The organism is Polaromonas sp. (genome assembly GCF_029945895.1).
Classification (GTDB): Bacteria; Pseudomonadota; Gammaproteobacteria; order Burkholderiales; family Burkholderiaceae_C; genus Polaromonas.
In genome coordinates, this window is record NZ_JAQSDL010000037.1 from 1 (window position 1) to 22,450 (window position 22,450).

Below are 22,450 nucleotides of genomic sequence, written 5' to 3' on the forward strand. Positions count from 1 at the left end.
ACCAGGCGGTCCCAGTAGTAGTGGCCGACCTCGTGGCGGAAGTGGCCCAGCAAGGTGCGGTAAGGCTCATGCATGGCCTTGCGTGTGGCCTCGCGCGTGGCGTCGTCGGCTTCGTTGAGGTTGAGGGTGATCAAGCCGGTGTCGTGCCCGGTCATGATGTGCGGGCCGAAATCGGGTGAACGCAGAAAGTCGAACATCAGGCCGTGCTCGGGGTCTTCACTCGTGCGCGAGGCCACCGGCAGGCCCAGCACCAGCAGGGCTGACACCAGGCGCCGCTTGGCCAGCTCGATGTTGCCCCACAGTTCGCCGTTGTCCGGGTGCGCCGGGTCATTCAGGTCGGGAATCGTGCGGTTGAGGCGGCAGGCCTGGCACAGGAGCAGCTGCGTATCGTTCGGGCTGACCGGCACCAGCCAGTTGCAGGCCGCCGGGGTCTGCAGATTGGCGCAGCGCAGGTAAACCGCCGCAGGCGTGTCTGGCTGCCCGGCGCTGTCCGCCGCGGCCTCGCCGCCACTCTCGGGCCGCCAGGCAACCCAGGTGTCGGGTTGCTCGCCCGGCATCAGGGGAAGCAGGCTGGCCTGGGCCGGGTCATAACCCAGCGCCGTGCCGCAGGCCAGGCAGGTGCTGTTCCTGAAAAAAACCGGGCTGCCGCACTGGCAGTGGTAGGCACGGCCGGCCAGACGCGGCAAATGGGCGGGGGCAGAGGAAGGGCTGTCGTTCAACAAGGGGTTTCTCAAAGCGCCTGGCGCGGTGGACAAGGGCGAAAGGCCGGGCGGGCCGGTTGGGGCCGCGGGGGCCATCTCCCCTGGAGTTTCCCACGTTCGCCGGATGGCCGGGCGCCCGCCCGCCTTGTCCTTCTGTCAGTCTTTGCCGACAAAAACCGCATGCACGCGCCGGCCTTTTATCATCAGGGGGCCGGTTCAAATCAATTCAAAGGAAAACCATGCCCACCTACCACGTCGAAATGATGGAAGGCCGCACCATCGAGCAGAAGAAAAAGCTGGTCGCCGAGATCACCCGTGTCAGTGTAGAGATCCTGGGCGGCGTGCCCGATTCGGTGGACGTGATCATCACCGACATCAAGCGCGAGAACTGGTCCACCGGCGGCAAGCTCTGGTCCGAACCGCGCGACTGATGACCTTTCGCTCCGCCGCAACAGAACAAAGCCGGCCTTGAGCAGTCCTTCCACGCTGGACGAGATGCAGGCGCGTTACGGCGCGCGTTACCGCTGGCTGCTGCTGCTCTCGGTGATGACGGGCACGATGGCCTCCATCATGTCCTCGACCATCGTCAACGTGGCGATTCCCGACATGAGCCAGCATTTCACCCTGGGCCAGGAACGGGCGCAGTGGGTCACCTCTGGCTTCATGGTGGCGATGACGGTCTCCATGCTGACCACCCCCTGGCTGCTGGCACGCTACGGCTACCGCCGCACCTATGTGGGCACCATGCTGCTGCTGCTGGCCGGCGGCATCGTCGGCGGCTTTGCCAACAGCTTTGCGCTGGTGCTGGGCGCGCGCGTGGCCGAGGGCCTGGCGGCCGGCGTGGTGCAGCCGATTCCGGCCATCATCATCATGCGGGCGTTTGCGCCGCACGAACAGGGGCGCGCCTCCGGCATCTTCGGCATGGGTGTGGTGCTGGCGCCGGCCATCGGTCCCAGCCTGGGCGGCGTGCTGGTCGACCTGTTCGGCTGGCGCTCGATTTTTTTCATGGTGATCCCGTTTTGCCTGGCCTCGTTGTGGATGGCTTACCGCTATGTGCCGGTCACCTCCCCCGGCGGCGTGGCGCCGAACCGCAAGGGCGCCACCCTGGACTGGCGCGGCCTGCTGCTGGGCGGCGCCGGTACCCTGTGCCTGCTCAACGGCATGGTGGCGCTGCATGGCGGTTCGGTGCTGGAAGCTGCCCTGCTGCTGGGCGGGGCGGCGCTGGCGCTGGTGGTCTTTCTGGCCTGGCAGCGACGCATGTCCGCCACCGGGCGCGAGCCGCTGATGAACCTGGCGCTGTTCGACTACCGGACTTTTGCGATGGGCAGCATCGTGGCCTTCATTTACGGCACGGCGCTGTTCGGCTCCACCTACCTGCTGCCGGTCTACATGCAGCTCGGGCTGGGCCTGTCGGCCTCTTATGTCGGCACCATTTTGCTGCCCGCCGGTTTTGTGCTGGCCGTCACGATTGCGCTGGTGGGCCGGCTGGCCGACCGCCAACCCACCTACCTGCTGGTGAGCATCGGGCTGGCACTGCTGGCGCTGTCGTTTGCACTGATGCTGACCGTGACGCTGACCAGCGCCATCTGGGTGCTGGTGCTCTGGGCCATCCTGGGCCGCATCGGGCTGGGCTTCATCCTTCCTTCGCTCAATCTCGGCTCATTGCGGGCGCTGGACCACAGCCTGATTTCCCAGGGCTCGAGCGCCATCAACTTCGTGCGCATGCTGGGCGGCGCCATCGGGGTGAGCCTGTGCGGCATCGTCCTGGAATGGCGGCTGGCGGTGCATGGCGATTCGCTGACGCAGGCCGCGACCAGCCCTGCGCGGCTGGCCGCCTTCAACGAGGCCTTCATGATGCTGGCGGCACTGTGCGCGCTGGCGCTGGTGGCCGCATGGCGGCTGCGTGAAGTTCCCACCCCTCAAAACACTGCCTGAACCATGTGCCAACTTCTTGGAATGAACTGCAACACGCCGACCGACGTGACCTTCAGCTTCAGCGGTTTTGCGCAACGCGGCGGCAACACCGGCGAACACACCGACGGCTGGGGCATCGCTTTTTTTGAAGGCCATGGTGACCCGGGCAAGGACGGCTGCGACAAGGGCCTGCGCCATTTTGTCGATCACCAGTCCGCCTGCGAATCACCCGTGGCCGAGCTGATACGGCGCTACCCGATCAAGAGCCGCAACGTCATTGCGCACATCCGCAAGGCTACGCAGGGCCGGGTGGCACTGGAAAACTGCCACCCCTTCGTGCGTGAGCTCTGGGGCCGCTACTGGGTCTTCGCGCACAACGGCGACCTCAAGGATTTTTCACCGCGCCTGCACGGCAGCTTCCGGCCGGTGGGTTCGACCGACAGTGAACGCGCCTTTTGCTGGATCATGCAGGAGCTGGCCAAATCGCACGCGGGTGTGCCCAGCGTGGGTGAGCTGACCCTGACCCTGCGCGAACTGGCCGCGCAGATAGCCCCCCATGGCACCTTCAACTTTTTACTCGGCAACGGCCAGGCCTTGTGGGCCCATGCCTCAACCAGCCTGTATTACGTGGAGCGCAAGCACCCGTTTGCGCACGCCACGCTCAGCGACGAAGACCTCAGCGTGAACTTCGCCGAACACACGCAGCCGACCGACCGCGTTGCGGTGGTGGTGACGGCGCCCCTGACCACCAATGAACACTGGGTTGCCTTTGCGCCGGGCGAACTCAAGGTGTTTGTCGGCGGCGCCCTGCACACCTGATTTGCCACAAAAACAGGAGCTGCTGGCGCAGACAGGACAAGGGCTAGAGCCTGTTTTTATGCTCAGATGGCGGCTTCAAGGGCATCGACGAACATCGCCGCCACGTCGAAGCCGGTCTGGTCGAAAATTTCCTGGAAGCAGGTCGGGCTGGTCACGTTGATTTCGGTCACGCAGTCGCCGATCACGTCCACACCGGCCAGCAGCAGGCCGCGGCTGTGCAGGATGGGACCCAGCGCTTCGGCGATCTCGCAGTCACGCGCCGACAGGGGCAGCGCCACCCCTTTGCCGCCGGCCGCCAGGTTGCCGCGCACCTCGCTGCCCTGCGGGATACGCGCCAGGCTGAAAGGCACATAGCGGCCGCCGATGATGAGCACACGTTTGTCGCCCTTGACGATCTCGGGCAGGAACTTCTGCACCATCAGGCTTTGCGCGCCGTGGCGGTTCAGCGTTTCGGTGATGGAGCCCAGGTTCAGGCCGTCCGGTCCAACGCGGAAGATGCCCATGCCGCCCATCCCGTCGAGCGGCTTGAGGATGATGTCCTGGTGTTCGGCATGGAAACGCTTGATGTCCTCGGGGTCGCGCGTCACCAGCGTGGGGCCGATGAACTGCGGGAACTCCATGATGGCGAGTTTCTCGGGATGGTCGCGCAGCGCGCGCGGCTTGTTGAAAACCCGGGCACCGTCGCGCTCGGCCTGCTCGAGCAGGTGGGTGGCGTAGAAGTACTCGCTGTCAAAAGGCGGGTCCTTGCGCATCAGGATGGCGTCGAACTCTTTCAGCGCGACCTGGCGCGTGCCGCGCTCGGTGAACCAGTCCTGCGCGTCACCCGTGAGCGTGATGTCGCGCACATGGGCCATCACGGGGGCACCGCGCTGCCACATCAGGTCCTGCTGCTCGCAGGCGCTGATCTGGTGGCCGCGCCGCTGCGCCTCGCGCATCATCGCAAAGGTGGTGTCCTTGTAGATCTTGAAAGAGGCCAGCGGATCGGCAATGAAGAGAATGTTCATGAACGGGGTCCATCAGTAAAGGGGGGGGTGACTGCTCAGGCAGTGCGCTGCCGGTATTGTTGTACAAATAGCGCCATCGCGCCGGCCGCCACGCCCCAGAAGGCCGAGCCAATGCCGGCAATGGCCACGCCCGACAGCGTGACCAGAAAAGTGATAAGCGCCGCTTCCCGGTGCGACTCGTCGCGCACGGCCTGCGCCAGGCCGCTGCCTATCGTGCCCAGCAAGGCCAGCCCGGCAATCGCGACCACCAGTTCCCTGGGGAAAGCCGTCAGCAGCCCGGTGACCGCCGCGCCAAAGATACCGATCACGACATAAATGGCGCCACAGGCCACCGCCGCGGTGTAACGCTTGCGCGGGTCCTCGTGCGCTTCGGGGCCCATGCAGATGGCGGCGGTGATGGCGCTGAGGTTCAGCGCAAACGCGCCAAACGGCGCGAGCACCAGCGACGCCAGACCCGTGAGCGTGATGACCTTGGACACCGGGATGCCGCCGTCCGGTGCATCCGGCCCGTACCCCGCCGCACGAATGGCCGCCACACCGGGAAGGTTTTGCGAGGCCATGGTCACCACAAACAGCGGCAGCGCCAGACTCACCACCGCAGCCAGCGTGAACTGCGGCGCGACAAACACGGGCCGGGCAAAAGAGAAGTTCATGGCCGTCCAGGCCATCTCGCCACGCGCGGCGACGAACACAATGGCGCCGAACAGCGTCAACACCACCGCGTAGCGCGGCATGAAACGTCTACCCAGCAGATAGACCGACAGCATCAGCAGCACCAGCGGCAAGGCCGTCTGCGCCGCGGCAAAAGCCTGCAGACCGAAGCGCGCCAGCACGCCGGCCAGCAAGGCCGAGGCAATCGCCATCGGGATGCGGTTCATGAGCTTCTCAAACCAGCCGGTCACGCCAAACAGCGTGATCAGCGCCGCACTCACCATGAAAGCCGCCACCGCCTCACCCATCGAAAACCCGCCGGCCAGCCCCGCCGTCGCCAGCACCGCCGCGCCCGGTGTGGACCAGGCCACCATGACCGGCTTTTTCAGCCACAACGAAGGAATCGCGGAACACAGCCCCATACCCCAGCCCAGCGCCCACATCCAGGAGCTGATCTGCTCCGGCGTGGCGTTGAAGGCCTGCGCCGCCTGGAAAACAATGGCCACCGAACTCGTGAAGCCGACCAGGACGGCGACAAAGCCGGCGGTGAAGGCGGAGAGGTTGAGGTCTTTGAAGAATTGCATGTGGAGATTTTGGCAGGCCTGAGATTGGGCGAAGGGTGGAAGCCATGCCTGCTTCGATTGCCCCCGGATTGCCAGCAAGCCGGGTCTCGCCCCGGCGGGCGAGGTACTTTTCTTTGCGTCGCCAAAGAAAAGTACCCAAAAGAAAGGCGACCCGATGGTCTGGGTCCCCTGCGCTACGCTCCGGGGCAACCTGCGGTGCTCGACAAAAGCGGGGTCTCGCTCGAACTCGGCTTCGCCTCAGACAATCGCGAGCCCTGACCCGCTTTTGCCTGCGCTCCTCGGCCCAGCCCGACGGGTTGGGGGGGAAGAATACGGATGCGGGGAGGCGAGGATGCGCAAAGCGCGTCCTCGCCGGAGCCCGACTGCGTACCCGAATCCGAACCCGCTCCCGACCCCCCCACCCTTCTGGCTGCGCCGAGGAGCGCAGGTCCAGCCGGATCAGGGCGAGCGATTGTTTGAGCGTAGCGAGTTCGAGCTCGACCCCGGCTGGACCGAGCACCGGAGGTTGCCCGTAGCGAAGCGCAGGGACGCAGACAGCAGGGGCGCCTTTTTCTTTGCTTACTTTCTTTTTGGCGACGCAAAAAGAAAGTGAGTTGCCGCCGGGCAACCCCCGGCTTGCTGGCAGACCACGATACCCAGAGCAACACCAGGAGTCAGCAAACATGGCCCCCGGATCGGAGTCCGGGGCAGGCTCTTCAAGTCCGGGATGACAGGCGCGGGGGTGAATTTAGCTATAAATTCAATAGCAGCTTGCGATTACAAGGCAAGGGCTGCAGCCCTAAAACACCAGGATCAGATCTCGATCTTGCTGCCCAGCTCCACCACCGAGTTGTTCGGCAGGTTGAGGAAGTCCGCCGCGCCGCTGGCGTTGTGGTGCATCTGCGCAAACAGCTTCTCGCGCCACTGTGCCATGCCGCTGCCAATGGTGGGCACCACCACATCGCGCGAGAGGAAATAGCTGGTGGTCATGACTTCCAGTTCGCAGCCGCGTGTGCGCATCTGCTCGAGCGCCTTGGGCAGGTCCGGGTCGTTCTTGAAACCGTAGTGGATCACCACCTGCCAGCAGTTGTGGCCCAGCGACTCGATGGACAGGCGTTTGTCCAGGCCGATCCAGGGCACCTCGTGGCTGCGCACGGTGACAAACAGGTTCTGCGCGTGCAGCACCTTGTTGTGCTTGAGGTTGTGCAGCAGCGCATTGGGCACAGCGCCCGGCTCGGCGGTCAGGAACACGGCCGTCCCTTCAACGCGCGCCGGCGGGCTGACAAACACCGCTTCCAGAAAACTCGGCAGGTCGATGGCATCGGCCCGGAGCTTCTGATTGAGCAGCGCACGGCCCTGCTTCCACGTCATCATGATGGTGAACATGACCACGCCGATCAGCACCGGGAACCAGCCGCCGGCGACAAACTTCAGCGCGTTGGAAGTGAAGAACATCAGGTCCACGACGAAGAAGATGCCTGTTGCGCCGACACACAGGGCCAGCGGCAGCTTCCATCTGTAGCGGATCACGAAGAAGGTCAGCACGGTCGTGATCAGCATGTCGGTGGTCACCGCGATGCCGTAGGCGGACGCCAGGTTGGTCGAGTTCTTGAACAGCGCCACCGCCACCACGATGGCCGCAAACAGCGACCAGTTCACCGCCGGAATGTAGACCTGGCCGGTTTCATGCACCGAGGTGTGGCGGATCTGCATGCGCGGCAGGTAGCCCAGCTGTATGGCCTGCTTGCTGACCGAAAAGGCAGCGGACAGCAGCGCCTGGGAAGCAATCACCGTGGCGGCGGTCGCCAGGATCACCAGCGGCACCAGCGCCCACTTGGGCGCCATCAGGTAAAACGGATTGGCGACCGATTCGGGGGTGTAGATCAGCATCGCACCCTGGCCGAAATAGTTGATCAGCAGCGCCGGCATGACGAGGGCAAACCAGGCCATGCGGATCGGCTTCTTGCCGAAGTGGCCGAGATCGGCATACAGCGCCTCCGCGCCCGTGACACACAGCACCAGCGCGCCGAGCAGGACAAACGTGATGCCCGGGTGCTGGAAGATGAAACGCAGCGCATGGTGCGGGCTGACGGCGCCCAGCACCTCGGGGTGGGCCCAGATGTGCGGGACGCCCAGTACCGCGATGGTGACAAACCAGACGGCGCAGATCGGACCGAAAAAGCGGCCTATGCCGGCGGTGCCGTTCTTCTGCACATAAAACAGGCCGAAGATCACCACCAGGGCGAGCGGCATGACGTAGGGCTTGAAAGCCGGCGAAAGCAGTTCCAGGCCCTCAACCGCGGAAAGCACCGAAATCGCCGGCGTGATGACACCGTCACCATAAAAAATCGCCGTGCCGAAGATGCCCACGCCCAGCAGCCAGCGCCGCAGCCGGGGCTTGTCATTGACCGCATTGGTGGCCAGCGCCAGCATGGCGATCAGCCCGCCCTCGCCGTTGTTGTCGGCGCGCAGGATCAGCGTGACGTATTTCAGGGAGACGATGACGGTGATGGTCCAGAACACCATCGACAGCAAGCCATAGATGTTGTCCGGCGTCAGGGGCACGTAACCGGATTCGAAGACGACCTTCAGGGCATACAGAACGCTGGTGCCAATGTCGCCGTAAACAATACCGATGGCGCCCAGGGTGAGCGCCGCAAGAGATGATTTTTTTCTGGACACAAAAAAAATTCTCGCGGCGGCCGGGGTCATGCTGGCCGCAACGACGAGAAAGGTTGTCTTGGGGAGTGCTATTTTGCGCCCGGTCCCGCCTTCGGCAAGTCAGCGCAAACCTCTAATCACCAGAATCCGGCATTTTGTTGCACTGCAACAACTTGTAACCGCGATGTGGCCTGCCCCGGCAAATACCGAAGCTGTCTGAAAGCGGGGCAGTCACTATGTTTTTGATAGCTGTTTGTGCCCGCAGGACAAGGGCCGGAGGCCAAAAACGCTGGCAAACCGTGATAACGCCGCGTGGCACGGTACGTCCCCATTCGCGGCCGCGGGCAGGCCGGCTTCGCCGGATGCCTCGCGGCGTCCCCTGGAAGGGGAAAAGGAACTACACGGAGCGCAGCGCAGTGAGGACGATAGGGGTGAGCCTAGTCATACACCTCGGCATCCGGATCGGTGGCTTCCAGCTCGTAACTGGCGGCCAGCATGGCCAGCCGGCCGATGACACCGTACATGTAGAAACGGTTGGGCCCGCTGGCGCCCGGCGGCACACCCGGCTGCGGCAGCCGCCCGCTGTCGGCAAAGGCCAGTGGCACAAAGCTGGCGCCGGGGGCGTTGAGGTTCTCGTCGATGCCGCGGTCGGCGTGCACGCGGTAGAAGCCGCCCACCACGTAGCGGTCCATCATGTAGACGACGGGTTCGGCCACCGCGTCGTTGATGCGCTCGTGGGTCTGCACCCCCTCCTGGATGATCACTTCGGACAGCTGCTGGCCGTCCTTGGTGGTACTCATCTTGTTTTTCGTCTTGCGGTTGAGCTCGTCGAGGTCTTTCACGTCGCGCACCGTCATGATGCCCATGCCGTAGGTGCCGTTGTCGGCCTTGACGATGACAAACGGCTTTTCGTTGATGCCGTATTCCTTGTACTTGCGCTTGATCTTCGTCAGCAGCGCATCGACGTTGGTGGTCAGGCAATCCATGCCCGTGCCTTCGGCGAAGTTGACCTCGCCGCACTTGGCAAACATCGGGTTGATCAGCCAGGGGTCCACACCCAGCAGCTTGCCGAAACGCTTGGACACCTCTTCATAGGCCTGGAAATGGCGCGACTTGCGCCGCACCGACCAGCCCGCATGCAGCGGCGGCAGCAGATACTGCTCGTGCAGGTCTTCCAGCATGCCGGGAATGCCGGCCGAGAGGTCGTTGTTGAGCAAAATGGTGCAGGGATCGAAGTTTTTCAGCCCCAGGCGCCGGTCGGTGCGCACCAGCGGCTCCAGCGTGATCTGCTCGCCGGTGGGCAGGGTCAGCGTGGTCGGCTCGGTGATGTCGGGGCTCAGCGAGCCGAATCGCACGTTCAGCCCGGCCTGGTGGAAGATCCGCTTGAGCTGCAGAACGTTGGACAGGTAGAAGGTGTTGCGCGTGTGGTTTTCTGGAATCACCAGCAGGTTGCGCGCCTCGGGGCAGATCTTTTCAATCGCCGCCATCGCCGCCTGCACGGCCAGCGGCAGCATCTCGGGCGTCAGGTTGTTCCAGCCGCCAGGGTAGAGATTGGTGTCCACCGGTGCCAGCTTGAAGCCGGCGTTGCGCACATCGACCGAGCTGTAAAAGGGCGGCGTGTGCTCCATCCACTCGAGGCGGAACCAGCGCTCGATCGCCGGCGTGGTGTCCAGGATGCGCTGCTCGAGTTCGTTGATGGGGCCGTTCAGGGCGGTAATCAGATGCGGAACCATGCGGCCCTCTTTTTTGTGAATTATGGGAAGCGAATTCTAGGAAATGGAGGCGATCATGCCGCCTTCAAGGCGAGCGCCTGGCCGTCACCCTCCGGGGGCGACCGCCAGACCCTGCCGGCGCTATTTTGCGCCCTCGACCAGCCAGTGAAACAGCACCCTGGCGGTTTCCGGGCTGACCCGCTCATGAGCATCGATGTGCTCCAGCCATTCTCCCTGGCGCCACTTGTCCACCCGCTTCTGCTCTGCAGACGCATCGCCCTTGAGCCCCGCGTACTTCCCGGCCAGCTGCTCGAAACCGGGGGCCTCGCCGCGGGGGTAGGCCCCGTGGCAGCTGTAGCAGCCCATGTCGACAGCCAGCGCGGAACCGGCATGGCCGGCCATCGGCAGGGCCAAGGCGGCAAAAAACAAGCCGGCCGATGCGAAACGGCCGTCAAAAATCCGGAAAAACATGACCAGGAGTCCTCTGAAGAATGGGAGGCAGGGAAAGAGCTTGGGCCGAAATAGGCCGCTTCAAGCTGGGCTGTTGCGTCCGGCCAGGGGGCGAGGTCCTCAGCCGAACTTGATGCGGGAAAGACAGGGATCACTGCGATGAATCGCAAGAAGGTTGATGCCGACCTGGTGTTGCTGATAGCCGCATTCTTCAAGCAGCTGCTTCAGTGCCGCCACATCGGTTTTGATGGTCTCGACCAGCATCATGGGCTTGTGGGCTTCGATGGAGCGGAGCGCGCCGGCCAGTCCCTCGAGTTCCATGCCTTCAATATCGAGCTTGAGAAAATCCAGCCGGGACAACCCCAGCCCATCCACAGTGATCATTTTCACCGCCTGCCCGCCAGCGGGGGAGTAATCGATGGTCTGGCCGATAAATTCATTGCTGGCGCTCTGGCGCAACTCCAGCGAGCCAAAGCTGGCCGGCTTCAGATAGTCGGGCCTGGGAATGGTGATGCTGCCCGCCTCTGCGCCCAGCGCGGCGTGGTGCACGGTGGCGTTGAAACAGTTGTTGAGCGCAACATTGCCCGCCAGGGCATAAAAGACGCGCTCCTGCGCCTCCACGGCAATCACCTCTCCCCAGCCGTGCATGTGCCTGGCCCACTCGATGGTGTGCACGCCGATGTTGGAGCCGCCGTCGATGGCCACCACGCCGTCGCCAAACACCTGCCGCCGCAACGTGAGCATGTCCAGCACCAGTTGCACTTCCTGGGGATCGAACCAGGAGGTTTCGAAAATCTGGTGCCCGACGCCATAACCCCGCTTCTCATCCACCATGCGATAGTCGTTGCGGTTGACGATCATGGTCCCATGTCCGGAGGACACCAGAACAAAAGGCAGGGGACGGAGAACGCGCGTCAAACCCGCACCTCGCCATTGCCCAGCACCACGTACTTCAGCGAGGTCAGGCCCTCGATGCCAACCGGGCCGCGGGCATGGAACTTGTCGGTGGAAATGCCGATTTCAGCGCCCAGGCCGAACTCGAAACCATCAGCGAAGCGGGTGCTCGCATTCACCATGACGCTGGCTGAATCGACCTCGCGCAGAAACTGCTGGGCGTGCATGTGGTCGCGCGTGAGGATGGCATCGGTGTGGTGGCTGGAGTACTGGTTGATGTGGGTGATCGCTTCGTCCACACCGGCCACCACCTTGATGCTGATGACGGGCGCCAGGTATTCCTCGTACCAGTCCTGCTCACTGGCCGGCTGGACGAGGGCACCCGGCACAGCGGACAACAGGGCCAGGGCTTCGGCATCACAACGCATCTCCACCCCCTTGGCGGCGTAGATGGCACCGATTTCCGGCAGAAAGTCAGCCGCGACGCCGCGCGCCACCAGCAGCCCTTCGCTGGCGTTGCAGGGGCTGTATTTGCTGGTTTTGGCGTTGTCGGCCACGGCCACGGCCATGGCCAGGTCGCAGGGGTCGTCCACATAGACATGGCAATTGCCGTCGAGGTGCTTGATGACGGGCACTTTCGCGTCGCGGCTGATGCGCTCGATCAGGCCCTTGCCGCCGCGCGGGATGATCACGTCCACGTACTGCGGCATGGTGATCAGGAGGCCCACCGCCGCACGGTCGGTGGTGGGCACCAGCTGCACGGCCTCGGCCGGCAAGCCGGCGTCCAGCAGCGCCTGGTGCACCAGGGCGGCCAGCGCCTTGTTCGACTCGATCGCCTCGGAGCCGCCGCGCAGGATGCAGGCGTTGCCGCTCTTGATGGCCAGCGACGCCGCTTCAATCGTGACGTTGGGCCGGCTTTCGTAAATCATGCCGAACACGCCGATGGGTACCCGCATCTGGCCGACGCGGATGCCGCTGGGCTGCTGCTTCATGCCGATGATCTCGCCGATCACGTCGGGCATGGCGGCGAGCTGCTCACAACCGGTGGCCACCGTGGCAATGTCCCTGGCCCCGAGCTTGAGGCGGTCCAGCAGGGGGCCGGTCAGGCCGGCCGCCGCTGCCCGGTCGAGGTCCCGCTGGTTGGCCACCTGCAGCGGCGCAATGTTCTGGCGCAGCAAGCCGGCCAGGGCCATCAACGCTCTGTTTTTGATAGCTGCCGGCGCACGTGCAGTCTGGGCCGAGGCCACTTTTGCCTTGGAACCCATGGTTGCCATCAGGCGGGCCAACTCGTCGTCGGGTGCGCCGGGTCGGGCCAGCGTGTTGGAAAGATCAGGCGCGTTCATCCCTCTATTTTGCCCGTATTCATGCGGCGGGGCACCGTCCCTACTTCCGGGCGGGCACGCCCCGGCGCTGCATCATGTCCTGGCTCATGGCCTGCAGGGCGTCGGCCGTCAGCACGGCCTGCGCCGCAGGGTAGGCCAGGTCGTCCTCGTCTGCCAGGTGGCGCACATACAGTGCGGCAAACCGGTTCAGCGCCTCGGTCCCGGCGGGCTCCAGCGGCATCCAGTCCGCGGCCGGGCTGTCGCTGATGGCCTGCAGCACGCTGCGCGCCAGGGGCCAGGCGGCCTCCATCTCGCGGTGGTCCTGCAGCAGGCGCTGCACCAGTGCGCGCAGGGCGGCGTCCGGCCCTGCCAGCAGCGGCGGGAACACGTGTATCTCCTCGTCCTGGTGGTGCAGCGGCGCGGCAAGGTCGAAGTAACGCATCACGTCGCGCGCGGCCTGCCGCGCGGCATCGTCGCAGCCTTGCGCCAGCAGGTGCTGCTGCAGGCGTGCCAGCAAGGCCAGCATGCGCTCAACCCGTTCGTGGCAGGCCCCCAGCATCTCGAACGGCGCTTCAAAACCGGCGCCGGGCGCACGAAAGCCCGGCGGGGCCTGCGTCGGCGCACTGCGGCGCACGATGCCCATGTCAGCCGAACTGAACCGGTTGGCCCTGCGGGTCAAACGGAATGAAAGCGCCAATCTGGCCCTGCTTGATGGACTCGACCATGCGCTGCAGCGGCTCCTCGGCATCTTCGGTGGTGGGCGCGCGGTTCACCGAGCCACCCAGCGCAGCCGCAAACACCAGGCCCCAGTTGTGGCCGAACTGGCTGGATTCCTGCACCAGCGCCGCAAACGAGCTCAGTTCTTCAGGCCGCTTGTCCACACACATCAGCGGCACCAGCGCACCGCCCTGGCCGGCCTCAAACCGTTCGCGCTGCACCGGCGTGCTGTCCTCCGGCAGCTCCACGCCGGTAAACACAAACAGCAGGCGCTGCGGCTCGGGCTGGGCCCGGGCCGCCTGCAGCAAATCGTCAAAACTCAGAATGTCCATGGGTCGATCCAGTCACAGGGAATAAAAGGAATCCGCCGGTTCGCACCCCGGTGCGCACCCGTCGGCAGAAAGACTGCTTGTAAAATCCGGCGGCGCGGGTCGCAGTCGCGCGGGCTTGCGCGACTGGGCCGTGCCGATGCTGACAAAACACAGCGCCTGTTCGTCGGCCGCCAGGCCAAACAGGGCGCGCAGGCCGACGGACTTCAGCGCCTTGCCGCTGGTCAATGCCGAACCATACCCCAATGCGGTGGCCAACAGCAGCATGTTCTGGATCGCGCAGCCGGCGGACACGGTGCGTTCGGCCAGGTCGATCTCCGCATCGCCGCACTGGCTATCGACCACCACCAGCATCAGCAAGGGGGCCCGGTGCGCTTTTTCGCGCGCTTGGGCCATTTGCTCCGGGGTGGCCTGGGCATCACGCGCCATCAGCGCGGCGCCGAACACCTCGGCCAGCCGCGCGCGCGCCGCCTGCGGCACGAGCACCAGGCGCCAGGGTTGCAGTTGCCCGTGGTCGGGCGCCGTGGCCGCCGCGTTCAGGATCATGCCGAGCTGCTTCGCGTCGGGACCGGGTGCCAGCAGGCGTTTGGGCAAAATGGTCTGGCGCGATTGCATCAGCGTCGCCGCCAGACTCGCCGGATCGCTGTCAGGCGTGCTGGAGACTGGCATGGAGGCCGGAACGGCAAGCAGGTTCATCACCACACCACTCATCCGGGCCGTGCGTCAGCACGAAGACGGCCATACCAGTTGCCCAGCCGCACACCCCACACCCCCATGACGCCGGTCCACACCAGGGCGGCCGCCAGCAGCAGCCAGCCCGCAAGTACTGTTTGCGCGGCAGCCATGATGCGCAGCAAGGTCGCGGCCTGCAGCAGCCAGAACAGCGTCCAGATCAGGTTGTCGGCCACCAGCGCGCGACCACTGTGGCCACAGGACACCCGGGTGACCATGGCCAGCATCAGCGAGGCCAGGCAACCCATGGTCAGCGCATGCAGCGATCCGAGGGCAAGCACCGGCGCATCCTGCAGAAGGCCCAGCCACTGCGAGAGCCCCCCGAGCACCAGCGCCAGGCCGAGCCAGAGAAAACCAATATGCAGCATGGCCAACAAACGGTTTTTGAGGCTTTGCAGCAGCCCCCAGACCACAGCGAGCCAGAGCAGCACGCCGCCCGCGGCCAGCTCGAAAGCACCGCGCGCCGCCATCCAGACCGTGCCCGCCGTGCCTTGCAGCGGACCGTCCAGCTCGACCCACACGGCCACGACCTCGGCCGCTGCGACGGCCAGCATCAGCCACAACACCCAGAACGGGCGCCAGGCGTCCATGCGCGGCAGGGCACTCGAGGTAAAAAACGGAATCATGCGGTGCGCCACTGAAACGTAAACCACCACCACAAACCCCCACAAGCCGGTGAGCACACAGGCGCGCGCCACGTCGGGCGCCCCCAGCAGCAGACTGAACGCCACGCCAGCCAGGCTCAGGCAGCCCACGATGCAGGCGACACCCACCGTGCGCGCATGCACCTGGTCCTCAGCCCGGCTGCGCCGGATCAGCCCCCAGAACAGCGCCGTGATCCACGCCAGACCTGCGCAGGCCAGCGCCAGCCCGGCCAGTGCCGTCAGGCCATGCAGGTGCGCACCAGCCAGGCACAACAGCCAGCCGGTTGCCTGCAGCAGCAATGGCACGCGAAGCTGGCGGGGCACCAGCGGCTCCACGCCCAGCCATTTGGGCCCGGCCGTGAACAGGAAGCCCGAGAAGAAAAGCGCAATGAAGCCAAAGGTCATGACCGCGCCATGGGCCAGCGAGGGTGACACCGCATACGGCAGGCTCAGCACGGGACTGACACGGTCCAGCTGCACCAGCGCCCACCAGCTGCCTGCCGCCACCAGCACCACCATGGCCAGGAAAAACCCCAGCCGGTGCGGCGCCAGTAGCAGATGGCGGGCGCGCCAGCGGCGGTCCACCCTGGCCCGCTCGCTGGCCGTGGGTTTGCCCGGCCGCGCCCGCAGGGCGATGACCGGGCGCTCACTCATCCGCAAACGCCCAGGTGGCCGCACTGGGTGCAGTAGTCGCAGCCGTCCTTGCGAATCACCGCGTGGGCGCCGCATTCGCTGCACTTCTTGCCCGCCATCACCGGCGGCGCCAGCGCCATGTCGATCTGGGGCTCCAGCACAGGTGCTGCGCCGGCAACGCCCTGGTGGGCGCGCCGCGCAATGATGTTCTGCACCGCATAGGCAATGGCCGCAACTTCCGAGTCGTGCCACAGCGGCACACGGGTGCCGTCGGCCTTCTCATAGGTGCCGAGCCGCACCGGGCCACGGTCCCAGGCCACCTTGCGCATGTCGCTGAGCGCACGTTCGAGGAAGCCGCCGCGCGCCGCCAGCGACAACATGCGCATGCTGGAGGTGATCCACTGCTGCGACTCACCGCTTTGGCCTACCGGCATGAAAAACTCGATGGCACGTTCAACCGTACCCTCGCCGCTGGCCGATGGCACGGGCAGGAAAGACACCACGATGTACAGCGTCTTGTGCCCCTCCTGGGTCCAGTAATCCACCTTTTCGGCAACGGCGGACAAGGCGCCCTTGGGACGGCTCTCGATCACCGTGCGCATGGGATCCATGGGCACCGCCGCGGCCGGCGCAGTGGCCGGAGCATGCGTTTCCAGCACCGAACCCAGAATCGCATTGGGCCGGTAGGTGGCCAGGCCCTTGAGCTTCGCACGCCAGGCCTGCTGGTACAGGCTCTTGAAGTCCTCGTAGGCGTAGTCGGCCGGCACGTTGACGGTTTTGGAGATCGCCGTGTCCACAAAGGGTTGCACCGCTTCCATCATGCCAATGTGGCTGTCGGCCGACATCTCGAGCGCCGACACAAAGTAAGCAGGCAGTTTGTCCACGTCCCCGCCGAGCTCGCGGTACAGGCGCCAGGCATGGTCTTCCACCGCGTAGTCGGTGGTGCTGCCGTCGGACTCGCGTTTCTTGCGCCGGTACATCCAGGAAAACGGCGGCTCGATGCCGTTGGAAGCGTTGTCGGCAAATGCCAGGCTGACCGTGCCTGTCGGTGCAATCGACAGCAGGTGGCTGTTGCGGATGCCGTTGGCACGGATGGACTGCTGCAGGGCGACCGGCAAGCGGCTGGCAAAGGTGCCCACGGCGAGATAACCGTCGGCGTCGAACTTCGGAAACGCGCCCTTTTCTTTCGCCAGCGCTACCGAGGCAGCATAAGCCGCATCACGCATGGCGACAGCGATACGCGCCGCCATCTCGCGCCCCTCGGGCGCGTCGTAACGCAGACGCAACATGGCCAGCGCGTTGCCCAGGCCGGTGAAACCGACGCCGATGCGGCGCTTGGCGGCCGACTCGGCCTGCTGCTGCGGCAACGGCCAGAAGGTCACGTCCAACACGTTGTCGAGCGCACGCACCTGGGTGGTCACCGATTTCGCAAACGCCTCGAAATCGAAGCCCGGCTCGCCATTGAAGCCGAAAGGATGCCGCACAAAACGCGTGAGGATGATGGGCCCGAGGTCGCAGCAGCCGTAAGGCGGCAACGGTTGTTCGCCGCAGGGATTGGTCGCCGCAATGTCCTCGCAATAACGCAGGTTGTTGTCCTGGTTGATGTGGTCCAGAAACAGGATGCCTGGCTCGGCAAAATCGTAGGCCGAGTGCATCACGGTGTCCCACAACTCGCGCGCGGCCACCGTCTGGTAGACCCACAGGCCGTCGGCGCGCTGGAACGCGCCCTGCGCAATCAAGGGCGCGCCGGGTTTGGCCTTGTGTACCAGTTCCCAGGGCTGGTCTTCGGCCAGGGCGTGCATGAACGCATCCGGCATGCCGACCGACACATTGAAGTTATTCCAGCGTCCGGGCGTGCGCTTGGCGGTGATGAACTCGTGCACGTCCGGATGGTCGATGCGCAGCACACCCATCTGCGCGCCGCGCCGTGAACCCGCACTCTCCACCGTGGAGCAGGACTGGTCAAAGACGTTGATGTAGCTGCACGGACCGGAGGCCATGGACGCTGTCGCCTTGACCTCCGCGCCGCGCGGCCGGATACGTGAAAAATCGTACCCCACGCCGCCGCCGCGGCGCATGGTTTCGGCCGCCTCGCGCAGGGCTTCATAGATGCCGGGATAACCGCCGTCATCCACACCCTGGATGCAGTCGCCCACAGGCTGCACAAAGCAGTTGATGAGGGTCGCCTGGATGGCCGTGCCGGCCGCACTCATGATGCGGCCTGCGCCTATGGCACCAGCGTGCAGGTTCTCGAGGAAAAGTGCCTCGTGTTTTGCGCGCTCCGCTTCGGGCTCGACCGAGGCCAGGGCCCGCGCCACGCGCCGGTACAGGTCTTCCACACCCGACTCACCGGGCTTGAGATATTTCTCCTTCAGCACGTCGTGACTGATGGGCTGGGTGGCCGTCAGGTCCTGAGGCCGGCCAAACTGATCGCGTTTCATGCTTGTGCTCCTGCGATGGGCGCTACCGGCCGGATTCCGCCGAGCAGCCACTGCATCAATTCTTGCACCGAACGGATCTGGTCGCCAAACGGCAGACGGGCGGCACCACGGAAGAAAAGGCCTTTGTGCCTATTGCCGTCAAACGCGTGGCCAAGCTGCTGGTCGATGCAGAACTGGCCCATGCTGGCCACGCCGTCGCGCAGGCCGCAGTGGGCGAGGCAGTCAAACGACATGTTGCATTTGGTCTTGACATGGGCCGCCGCCTGGAGTTTGGGTTCGAGCCGGATGTACTTGTCCAGCCAGGGCGTGCGCACCGCGCGCGCCGGCAGACCGGCCACACTGATGAACTCCACCATGTCTTCCGGCCTGGCTTCGGCCAGTACCTTCTTGAAGGCAGGATCGGCATCACACTCCTGGGTGACGGCAAACGCCGTGCCCAGCTGCACCGCCGAAGCACCGAGGGCCTGCAGGCGCAGGATGTCATCCCGGCAATTGATGCCGCCGGCGGCAATCAGCGGAATCTCACGTTCGATGCCCGCCGTCTTGAAGAATTCCAGCACCTGCGGGATGACCACCTCGAAATCGAAGCGCGGATCATGCAGGTCCGCGACCTTCGCCGCGCCCAGGTGACCGCCCGCAAGACCCGGGTGCTCGATCACGATGGCATCTGGCAGGCGGCCTTTTTTTTGCCACTTGCGCACCAGCAATTGCACGCCCCGGGCATCCGACAGGATGGGGATCAGCGCGACCTGGGGATAGTCTCGCGCCAGCTCCGGCAAATCCAGCGGCAGGCCCGCACCGACCACCAGCGCATCGGCGCCGCTGGCCAGCGCCTGGCGCACATAGTCTTCATAGGCGCCGAGTGCCTTCATGATGTTGACCGCAATCAGTCCGCGGCCCTGCGCCAGCTGGCGAGCCTTGCGTATTTCGCGGTCCAGCGCGTCGAGGTTGGCCGCATTGATCACGGCTTTTGCATCGGGCTCCTTGTCCAGGTGACCGGTTTTGGCCATCAGGTCCGGATGCAGGCGGCGCAAGTCCACGGAAGACACCGTGCCCACCCCGTCCAGGCTGGCCACCGCGCCGGCCAGGCCACCGGCTGACACACACACGCCCATGCCGCCCTGCACCACCGGAACCAGGCTTCTGCCGCCCAGCCGCCAGGGCCGCAGGCCCGAGTCACGGGCCAGTGTCTGCAGTATCGCGGCGGCGCCCGCCGAGTCGACACTTGCCTGGGTGGCCAGGTCAGTCGCTAATGATTTGTCCATCGTATTCCACATAAGGTTGGTACGGTCCCGTGCCGCTGTTGGAGGCTATCGCAGCCGGCACAAAACTTCCTTGCCGTACATCAAAGATGTGGATTTCGCCGTCCTCAATCACGTAATGCCAGCCGTGCAGCGTCAAGGCACCCTTCTCGACCTCACGACGCACCATGGGGTAGTCCATCAGACGCTCGAGCTGCAGCACCACAATGCGTTGTTCGGTGCGGCGCAGGGCTTCGGGGCTGGACTGGACCGGCAGCAGGGCTTCGCTGGCGAGCTTGAGCCAGGCCTGCAGCGCCACGGCTTCCTCGGGCACGCCTTCATAGGCTGCGCGGATGGCACCGCAGTGGCTGTGGCCGCAGACAATGATGCGCTCCACATGCAGGCTGAGCACCGCGAACTCGATCGCTGCGGTGGTGCCGTGCAATCCGTGCGAACCGTCGTACGGCGGAACGAAGGCCCCCACGTTTCGCACGATGAAAAGCTCACCCGGGCCGGCGCCGGTCAGCAAGTAGGGCACCACCCGTGAATCCGAGCAGCCGATGAACAGGGTCTTGGGGTGCTGCCCCTGCGCCACCAGGTCCTGGAAGCGCTGCTGGTGCAGCGGGAAATAGTCGGAATGAAAACGCCGCAAGCGAAGCAGCAACTCGTCCGCGCTTGCAACGTCCTCGGTCATTGGACCAACGGCGAATCAGCCCCTTCCAGGGCAATGCCTTCGATTTCCGCCTCCCCCACCAGCAGGCTCATGTACTGGTGCAGGGCCCGGGCACGCGACTGCATGGTCAGCAGGGCCGCAATACGCTCGCGCACTTCCTCATAGGCGGGCTGTGTGCCTTTGCGGCGCTCCAGCACGTCGATGATGTGAAAGCCGAAACGCGTATGAAACAGTCGTGGATGCACGCCGGTGCCGGTTTGCGCATGCTGGAGGTGAAACAGTTCCGTAGCCAGTTCGGGCGCGCAGTCGTCCGGTGTGATCCAGCCAAGGTCGCCGCCCTGCGCGCTGCTCGGGCAGTTGGACAGTTCCGCAGCCAACTGGGCAAACCGCTCCGGGGACACCCCCTTGTGCGAGAGCTCCAGCAAGGCACGTTCGGCATGCACGGTAAGTGCCTGGACATTGACACCGGGGGTGACGGCAAACAGGATGTGCCGCACATGCAGCGCCTGGCCCACCAGAAACTGCGCCTTGTGGGCCTCGTAGTAACGCCGGCCCTCGTCGTCGCCCGGCTGGGGACTGACCACCTGCCGGTCGACCATGGCTTCGATGATCTCGCGTTCAGCCTGACCCAGTTCCGGGGTGGTCAGGCCAGTGTGGCGCGGCAGCAGGCCTTGCGACACCGCCTGCTGGCGCAGCAGTTCGGTGTAGGCCAGCTCGCGCAGCGTCGCCGTGTCCGGACGCTGCCCGCTCGCATGCAGCGCGATGCCGTTGACGCACGCAGTGGGCGCAACCGGCGCGGCGGCTGCAGGACCGCACTGGCAGGAACCGCTGCCGCAGCCTTGGGCTGCAGGGGGTGAAGAAAGCGTCTGGGTAGTCATGAAGGGAGCCTCTTTTCTTGCATTGCTTGATGGGTGCGCGACTTAACGGCCACCGGGCGACTTGGCCCCGGGAACGCCAAGCCGGCGGCTGCGCACCACCTGGTAGGGCCGGAAGATGTAAGCGACAGATCCGAAGCCGCTCCACACATGCACCAGGCGGCTGAACGGGAACAGCAGGAAGATGGTCATGCCGAACACGATATGGAAACGGTAAGGCCAGGGCAGAACGGCAAGAGCGGCAGAGTCCACCTCGCGCAGGGTGAGAATGCGCTGCGCCCACTCGGCCAGGATCAGCATCACGCTGCCATCGGCGTGTCCCCACGAGTACGGCAAGGTGATCAGGCCCACCACCAGCTGCGTCCACAGGATCAGCAAAATCGCCAGATCGGTCTTGTGGCTGGTGTAGCGGATGCGCGGGTCGAACATGCGTCGGTAGATCAGCATCGACAGGCCAATGAAACAGATGACGCCGGCAATGCCTCCCGCGAAGATCGCCATGCGCTGCTTGGTGGCGGCGTCCATGAAAAAACCATACACGGCGTGGGGTGTCAGCAGGCCGACCAGATGGCCGAAGAACAGGAACAGGATGCCCACGTGGAACAGGTTGCTGCCCCAGCGCAGCAGGCCGGTGCGCAGCAGCTGCGAGGAGTCGCTTTTCCAGGTGTACTGGTCGCGGTCGAAGCGGATCAGGCTGCCGAGCAGGAACACGGTCAGGCAGATGTAGGGGTAGACCCCAAAAAGAAATCCGTGAAGTCCGGGGCTCATGCTTGTACTCCTTGGTTGGGGCGTGCCTTGCGCACGTGCGGCACGATGTGAATCGGTTGCGGCTGGTCCGGCCTGGCCTGGCCTTTGGAGGAACATCCGTCAAAGACAACTGGCTCTTCCCAGACCGCGTCAATAGGTTCTTCCGCAGCAATCTGTACCGGTTGGGCCTTCTCCCCGGCCAGTTCCAGCAAGGCACCAAGTACAGAGGCGTAGGCACTTTCGCGCTGCTGCAGCGCCGCGAAAATCGCATTGAAAATGTGCGCCATTTCGGCCAGAAACTCGCGCGCCTCGCGCGGCGGCTGGGTCGAGGTGAATTCGAGCACCACCGGCAGGAAGTCCGGCATCTCGCCTTCGGCCAGGTACATGCCCGCCTTCTCATAGGTCTGCGCCAGATCGATCATGGCCGGGCCGCGATCGCGCGAATCGCCGTGCACGTGCTCGAACAGGTGCAGCGAGGTAGCGCGGCCCCGGTCGAACAACTCGACATAAGCGGCCTCGGTCTCAAGCGCAGGCGCGAGCGCAAGTGCGTCGATCAGGGCGTTCAGCTCGGCCAGCCTTTGCGGCTCCACGGCACGCTCTTCGTACAGGGCCTCGCGCAGCGCGTCCAGATGGCTGCGCAGCTCGGCGTCGGGGTAACCCAGCAGCCGGGCCAGCACACGCAGGCTCCTTGAAGCCACAGCGGGGGTGTTGTTGAAAAGTGCCATGG

The 22,450-nt window shown here is 65.0% G+C and carries 20 protein-coding genes and 1 pseudogene; 3 read left to right on the forward strand and 18 right to left on the reverse strand.

The genetic code is table 11. The features are described from left to right. The coding region (locus PSV33_RS04360; RefSeq protein WP_300559147.1) for a putative zinc-binding metallopeptidase at positions 1–719 on the reverse strand (719 nt) is incomplete at its 3' end. Positions 720–940: 221 nt separating this feature from the next. Between PSV33_RS04360 and PSV33_RS04365 the strand changes: the two genes are divergently transcribed. The 3 genes and pseudogenes from PSV33_RS04365 to PSV33_RS04375 all read left to right on the forward strand — a co-directional run bounded on the left by PSV33_RS04365 (position 941) and on the right by PSV33_RS04375 (position 3,434). Continuing rightward, a complete protein-coding gene (locus tag PSV33_RS04365; RefSeq protein WP_300559150.1) occupies positions 941–1,132 on the forward strand; it encodes a 4-oxalocrotonate tautomerase in 192 nt (63 codons plus the stop codon). Next, positions 1,107–2,636, forward strand: a pseudogene (locus PSV33_RS04370) (MFS transporter); the annotation flags it as partial. The gene PSV33_RS04365 and the pseudogene PSV33_RS04370, both read left to right, overlap by 26 nt. 3 nt (positions 2,637–2,639) lie before the next feature. Beyond that, complete coding sequence (locus tag PSV33_RS04375; RefSeq protein WP_300559152.1) at positions 2,640–3,434, forward strand: class II glutamine amidotransferase; 795 nt, start codon at positions 2,640–2,642, stop codon at positions 3,432–3,434. Between the two features lie 62 nt (positions 3,435–3,496). On the opposite strand, the gene gshB is transcribed toward PSV33_RS04375, so the two are convergent. From gshB to narJ, 17 genes are all read right to left on the reverse strand, one after another. Next, positions 3,497–4,438 carry a glutathione synthase gene (gene gshB / locus PSV33_RS04380; protein ID WP_300559154.1) on the reverse strand — a complete coding sequence of 314 codons (942 nt, stop codon included), beginning with the start codon at positions 4,436–4,438 and terminating at the stop codon, positions 3,497–3,499. A 35-nt stretch (positions 4,439–4,473) separates the two neighbouring features. Next, positions 4,474–5,673, reverse strand: a complete 1,200-nt coding sequence (locus PSV33_RS04385) for a benzoate/H(+) symporter BenE family transporter (protein ID WP_300559156.1) — start codon at positions 5,671–5,673, stop codon at positions 4,474–4,476. Positions 5,674–6,465: 792 nt separating this feature from the next. Continuing rightward, positions 6,466–8,334, reverse strand: coding sequence for a potassium transporter Kup (locus PSV33_RS04390; RefSeq protein ID WP_300559158.1), 1,869 nt, complete (start codon positions 8,332–8,334; stop codon positions 6,466–6,468). A gap of 416 nt (positions 8,335–8,750) precedes the next feature. Continuing rightward, the gene (gene gshA, locus PSV33_RS04395; RefSeq protein ID WP_300559161.1) at positions 8,751–10,046 is read right to left on the reverse strand and encodes a glutamate--cysteine ligase; all 1,296 of its coding nucleotides are present in this window, start codon (positions 10,044–10,046) and stop codon (positions 8,751–8,753) included. A gap of 120 nt (positions 10,047–10,166) precedes the next feature. Next, positions 10,167–10,496, reverse strand: coding sequence for a c-type cytochrome (locus PSV33_RS04400; protein WP_300559164.1), 330 nt, complete (start codon positions 10,494–10,496; stop codon positions 10,167–10,169). Positions 10,497–10,595: 99 nt separating this feature from the next. Then, positions 10,596–11,336, reverse strand: a complete 741-nt coding sequence (locus PSV33_RS04405) for an FkbM family methyltransferase (protein ID WP_300559166.1) — start codon at positions 11,334–11,336, stop codon at positions 10,596–10,598. Positions 11,337–11,389: 53 nt separating this feature from the next. Continuing rightward, a complete protein-coding gene (locus PSV33_RS04410) occupies positions 11,390–12,643 on the reverse strand; it encodes a glutamate-5-semialdehyde dehydrogenase (RefSeq protein WP_300559233.1) in 1,254 nt (417 codons plus the stop codon). A 109-nt stretch (positions 12,644–12,752) separates the two neighbouring features. Beyond that, a complete protein-coding gene (locus PSV33_RS04415) occupies positions 12,753–13,250 on the reverse strand; it encodes a hemerythrin domain-containing protein (protein ID WP_300559236.1) in 498 nt (165 codons plus the stop codon). 85 nt (positions 13,251–13,335) lie between these two features. Next, positions 13,336–13,740, reverse strand: coding sequence for a ribonucleotide reductase subunit alpha (locus PSV33_RS04420; protein WP_096696502.1), 405 nt, complete (start codon positions 13,738–13,740; stop codon positions 13,336–13,338). 12 nt (positions 13,741–13,752) lie between these two features. Continuing rightward, positions 13,753–14,433, reverse strand: coding sequence for a nitroreductase (locus PSV33_RS04425; protein WP_300559169.1), 681 nt, complete (start codon positions 14,431–14,433; stop codon positions 13,753–13,755). 11 nt (positions 14,434–14,444) lie between these two features. Continuing rightward, positions 14,445–15,767, reverse strand: coding sequence for an NnrS family protein (locus PSV33_RS04430; RefSeq protein WP_300559171.1), 1,323 nt, complete (start codon positions 15,765–15,767; stop codon positions 14,445–14,447). Further along, positions 15,764–18,187: an adenosylcobalamin-dependent ribonucleoside-diphosphate reductase gene (locus tag PSV33_RS04435; protein ID WP_300559173.1), complete on the reverse strand. Its 2,424-nt coding sequence runs from the start codon at positions 18,185–18,187 to the stop codon at positions 15,764–15,766. The genes PSV33_RS04430 and PSV33_RS04435 overlap by 4 nt, the downstream gene beginning before the upstream one ends. Next, on the reverse strand, positions 18,184–19,452 hold the full coding sequence (locus tag PSV33_RS04440) for a nitronate monooxygenase family protein (RefSeq protein ID WP_300559175.1): 1,269 nt from the start codon (positions 19,450–19,452) through the stop codon (positions 18,184–18,186). Before PSV33_RS04440 ends, PSV33_RS04435 begins: the two co-directional genes overlap by 4 nt. After that, the gene (locus PSV33_RS04445; protein WP_300559178.1) at positions 19,430–20,122 is read right to left on the reverse strand and encodes a carbonic anhydrase; all 693 of its coding nucleotides are present in this window, start codon (positions 20,120–20,122) and stop codon (positions 19,430–19,432) included. The genes PSV33_RS04440 and PSV33_RS04445 overlap by 23 nt, the downstream gene beginning before the upstream one ends. After that, complete coding sequence (locus PSV33_RS04450) at positions 20,119–20,979, reverse strand: peptidylprolyl isomerase (RefSeq protein WP_300559180.1); 861 nt, start codon at positions 20,977–20,979, stop codon at positions 20,119–20,121. The genes PSV33_RS04445 and PSV33_RS04450 overlap by 4 nt, the downstream gene beginning before the upstream one ends. A 42-nt stretch (positions 20,980–21,021) precedes the next feature. Beyond that, positions 21,022–21,744 (reverse strand): respiratory nitrate reductase subunit gamma, encoded by a 723-nt coding sequence (narI, locus tag PSV33_RS04455; protein ID WP_300559183.1) that lies wholly within the window; start codon positions 21,742–21,744, stop codon positions 21,022–21,024. Continuing rightward, positions 21,741–22,448 carry a nitrate reductase molybdenum cofactor assembly chaperone gene (gene narJ, locus PSV33_RS04460; RefSeq protein ID WP_300559185.1) on the reverse strand — a complete coding sequence of 236 codons (708 nt, stop codon included), beginning with the start codon at positions 22,446–22,448 and terminating at the stop codon, positions 21,741–21,743. Before narJ ends, narI begins: the two co-directional genes overlap by 4 nt. Positions 22,449–22,450 lie beyond the last annotated feature (2 nt).

Bases quoted from the DNA above. Each gene is read 5' to 3' on its own strand.
- PSV33_RS04420 (WP_096696502.1), bottom strand. From the start codon at position 13,740: ATGGACATTCTGAGTTTTGACGATTTGCTGCAGGCGGCCCGGGCCCAG.
- PSV33_RS04415 (WP_300559236.1), bottom strand. From the start codon at position 13,250: ATGCTGGGGGCCTGCCACGAACGGGTTGAGCGCATGCTGGCCTTGCTG.
- gshB (WP_300559154.1), bottom strand. From the start codon at position 4,438: ATGAACATTCTCTTCATTGCCGATCCGCTGGCCTCTTTCAAGATCTAC.
- PSV33_RS04440 (WP_300559175.1), bottom strand. From the start codon at position 19,452: ATGGACAAATCATTAGCGACTGACCTGGCCACCCAGGCAAGTGTCGAC.
- PSV33_RS04400 (WP_300559164.1), bottom strand. From the start codon at position 10,496: ATGTTTTTCCGGATTTTTGACGGCCGTTTCGCATCGGCCGGCTTGTTT.
- PSV33_RS04435 (WP_300559173.1), bottom strand. From the start codon at position 18,187: ATGAAACGCGATCAGTTTGGCCGGCCTCAGGACCTGACGGCCACCCAG.
- narJ (WP_300559185.1), bottom strand. From the start codon at position 22,448: ATGGCACTTTTCAACAACACCCCCGCTGTGGCTTCAAGGAGCCTGCGT.
- PSV33_RS04430 (WP_300559171.1), bottom strand. From the start codon at position 15,767: ATGAGTGAGCGCCCGGTCATCGCCCTGCGGGCGCGGCCGGGCAAACCC.
- PSV33_RS04385 (WP_300559156.1), bottom strand. From the start codon at position 5,673: ATGCAATTCTTCAAAGACCTCAACCTCTCCGCCTTCACCGCCGGCTTT.
- PSV33_RS04365 (WP_300559150.1), top strand. From the start codon at position 941: ATGCCCACCTACCACGTCGAAATGATGGAAGGCCGCACCATCGAGCAG.
- PSV33_RS04375 (WP_300559152.1), top strand. From the start codon at position 2,640: ATGTGCCAACTTCTTGGAATGAACTGCAACACGCCGACCGACGTGACC.
- PSV33_RS04425 (WP_300559169.1), bottom strand. From the start codon at position 14,433: ATGAACCTGCTTGCCGTTCCGGCCTCCATGCCAGTCTCCAGCACGCCT.
- gshA (WP_300559161.1), bottom strand. From the start codon at position 10,046: ATGGTTCCGCATCTGATTACCGCCCTGAACGGCCCCATCAACGAACTC.
- PSV33_RS04445 (WP_300559178.1), bottom strand. From the start codon at position 20,122: ATGACCGAGGACGTTGCAAGCGCGGACGAGTTGCTGCTTCGCTTGCGG.
- narI (WP_300559183.1), bottom strand. From the start codon at position 21,744: ATGAGCCCCGGACTTCACGGATTTCTTTTTGGGGTCTACCCCTACATC.
- PSV33_RS04450 (WP_300559180.1), bottom strand. From the start codon at position 20,979: ATGACTACCCAGACGCTTTCTTCACCCCCTGCAGCCCAAGGCTGCGGC.
- PSV33_RS04410 (WP_300559233.1), bottom strand. From the start codon at position 12,643: ATGGCAACCATGGGTTCCAAGGCAAAAGTGGCCTCGGCCCAGACTGCA.
- PSV33_RS04405 (WP_300559166.1), bottom strand. From the start codon at position 11,336: ATGATCGTCAACCGCAACGACTATCGCATGGTGGATGAGAAGCGGGGT.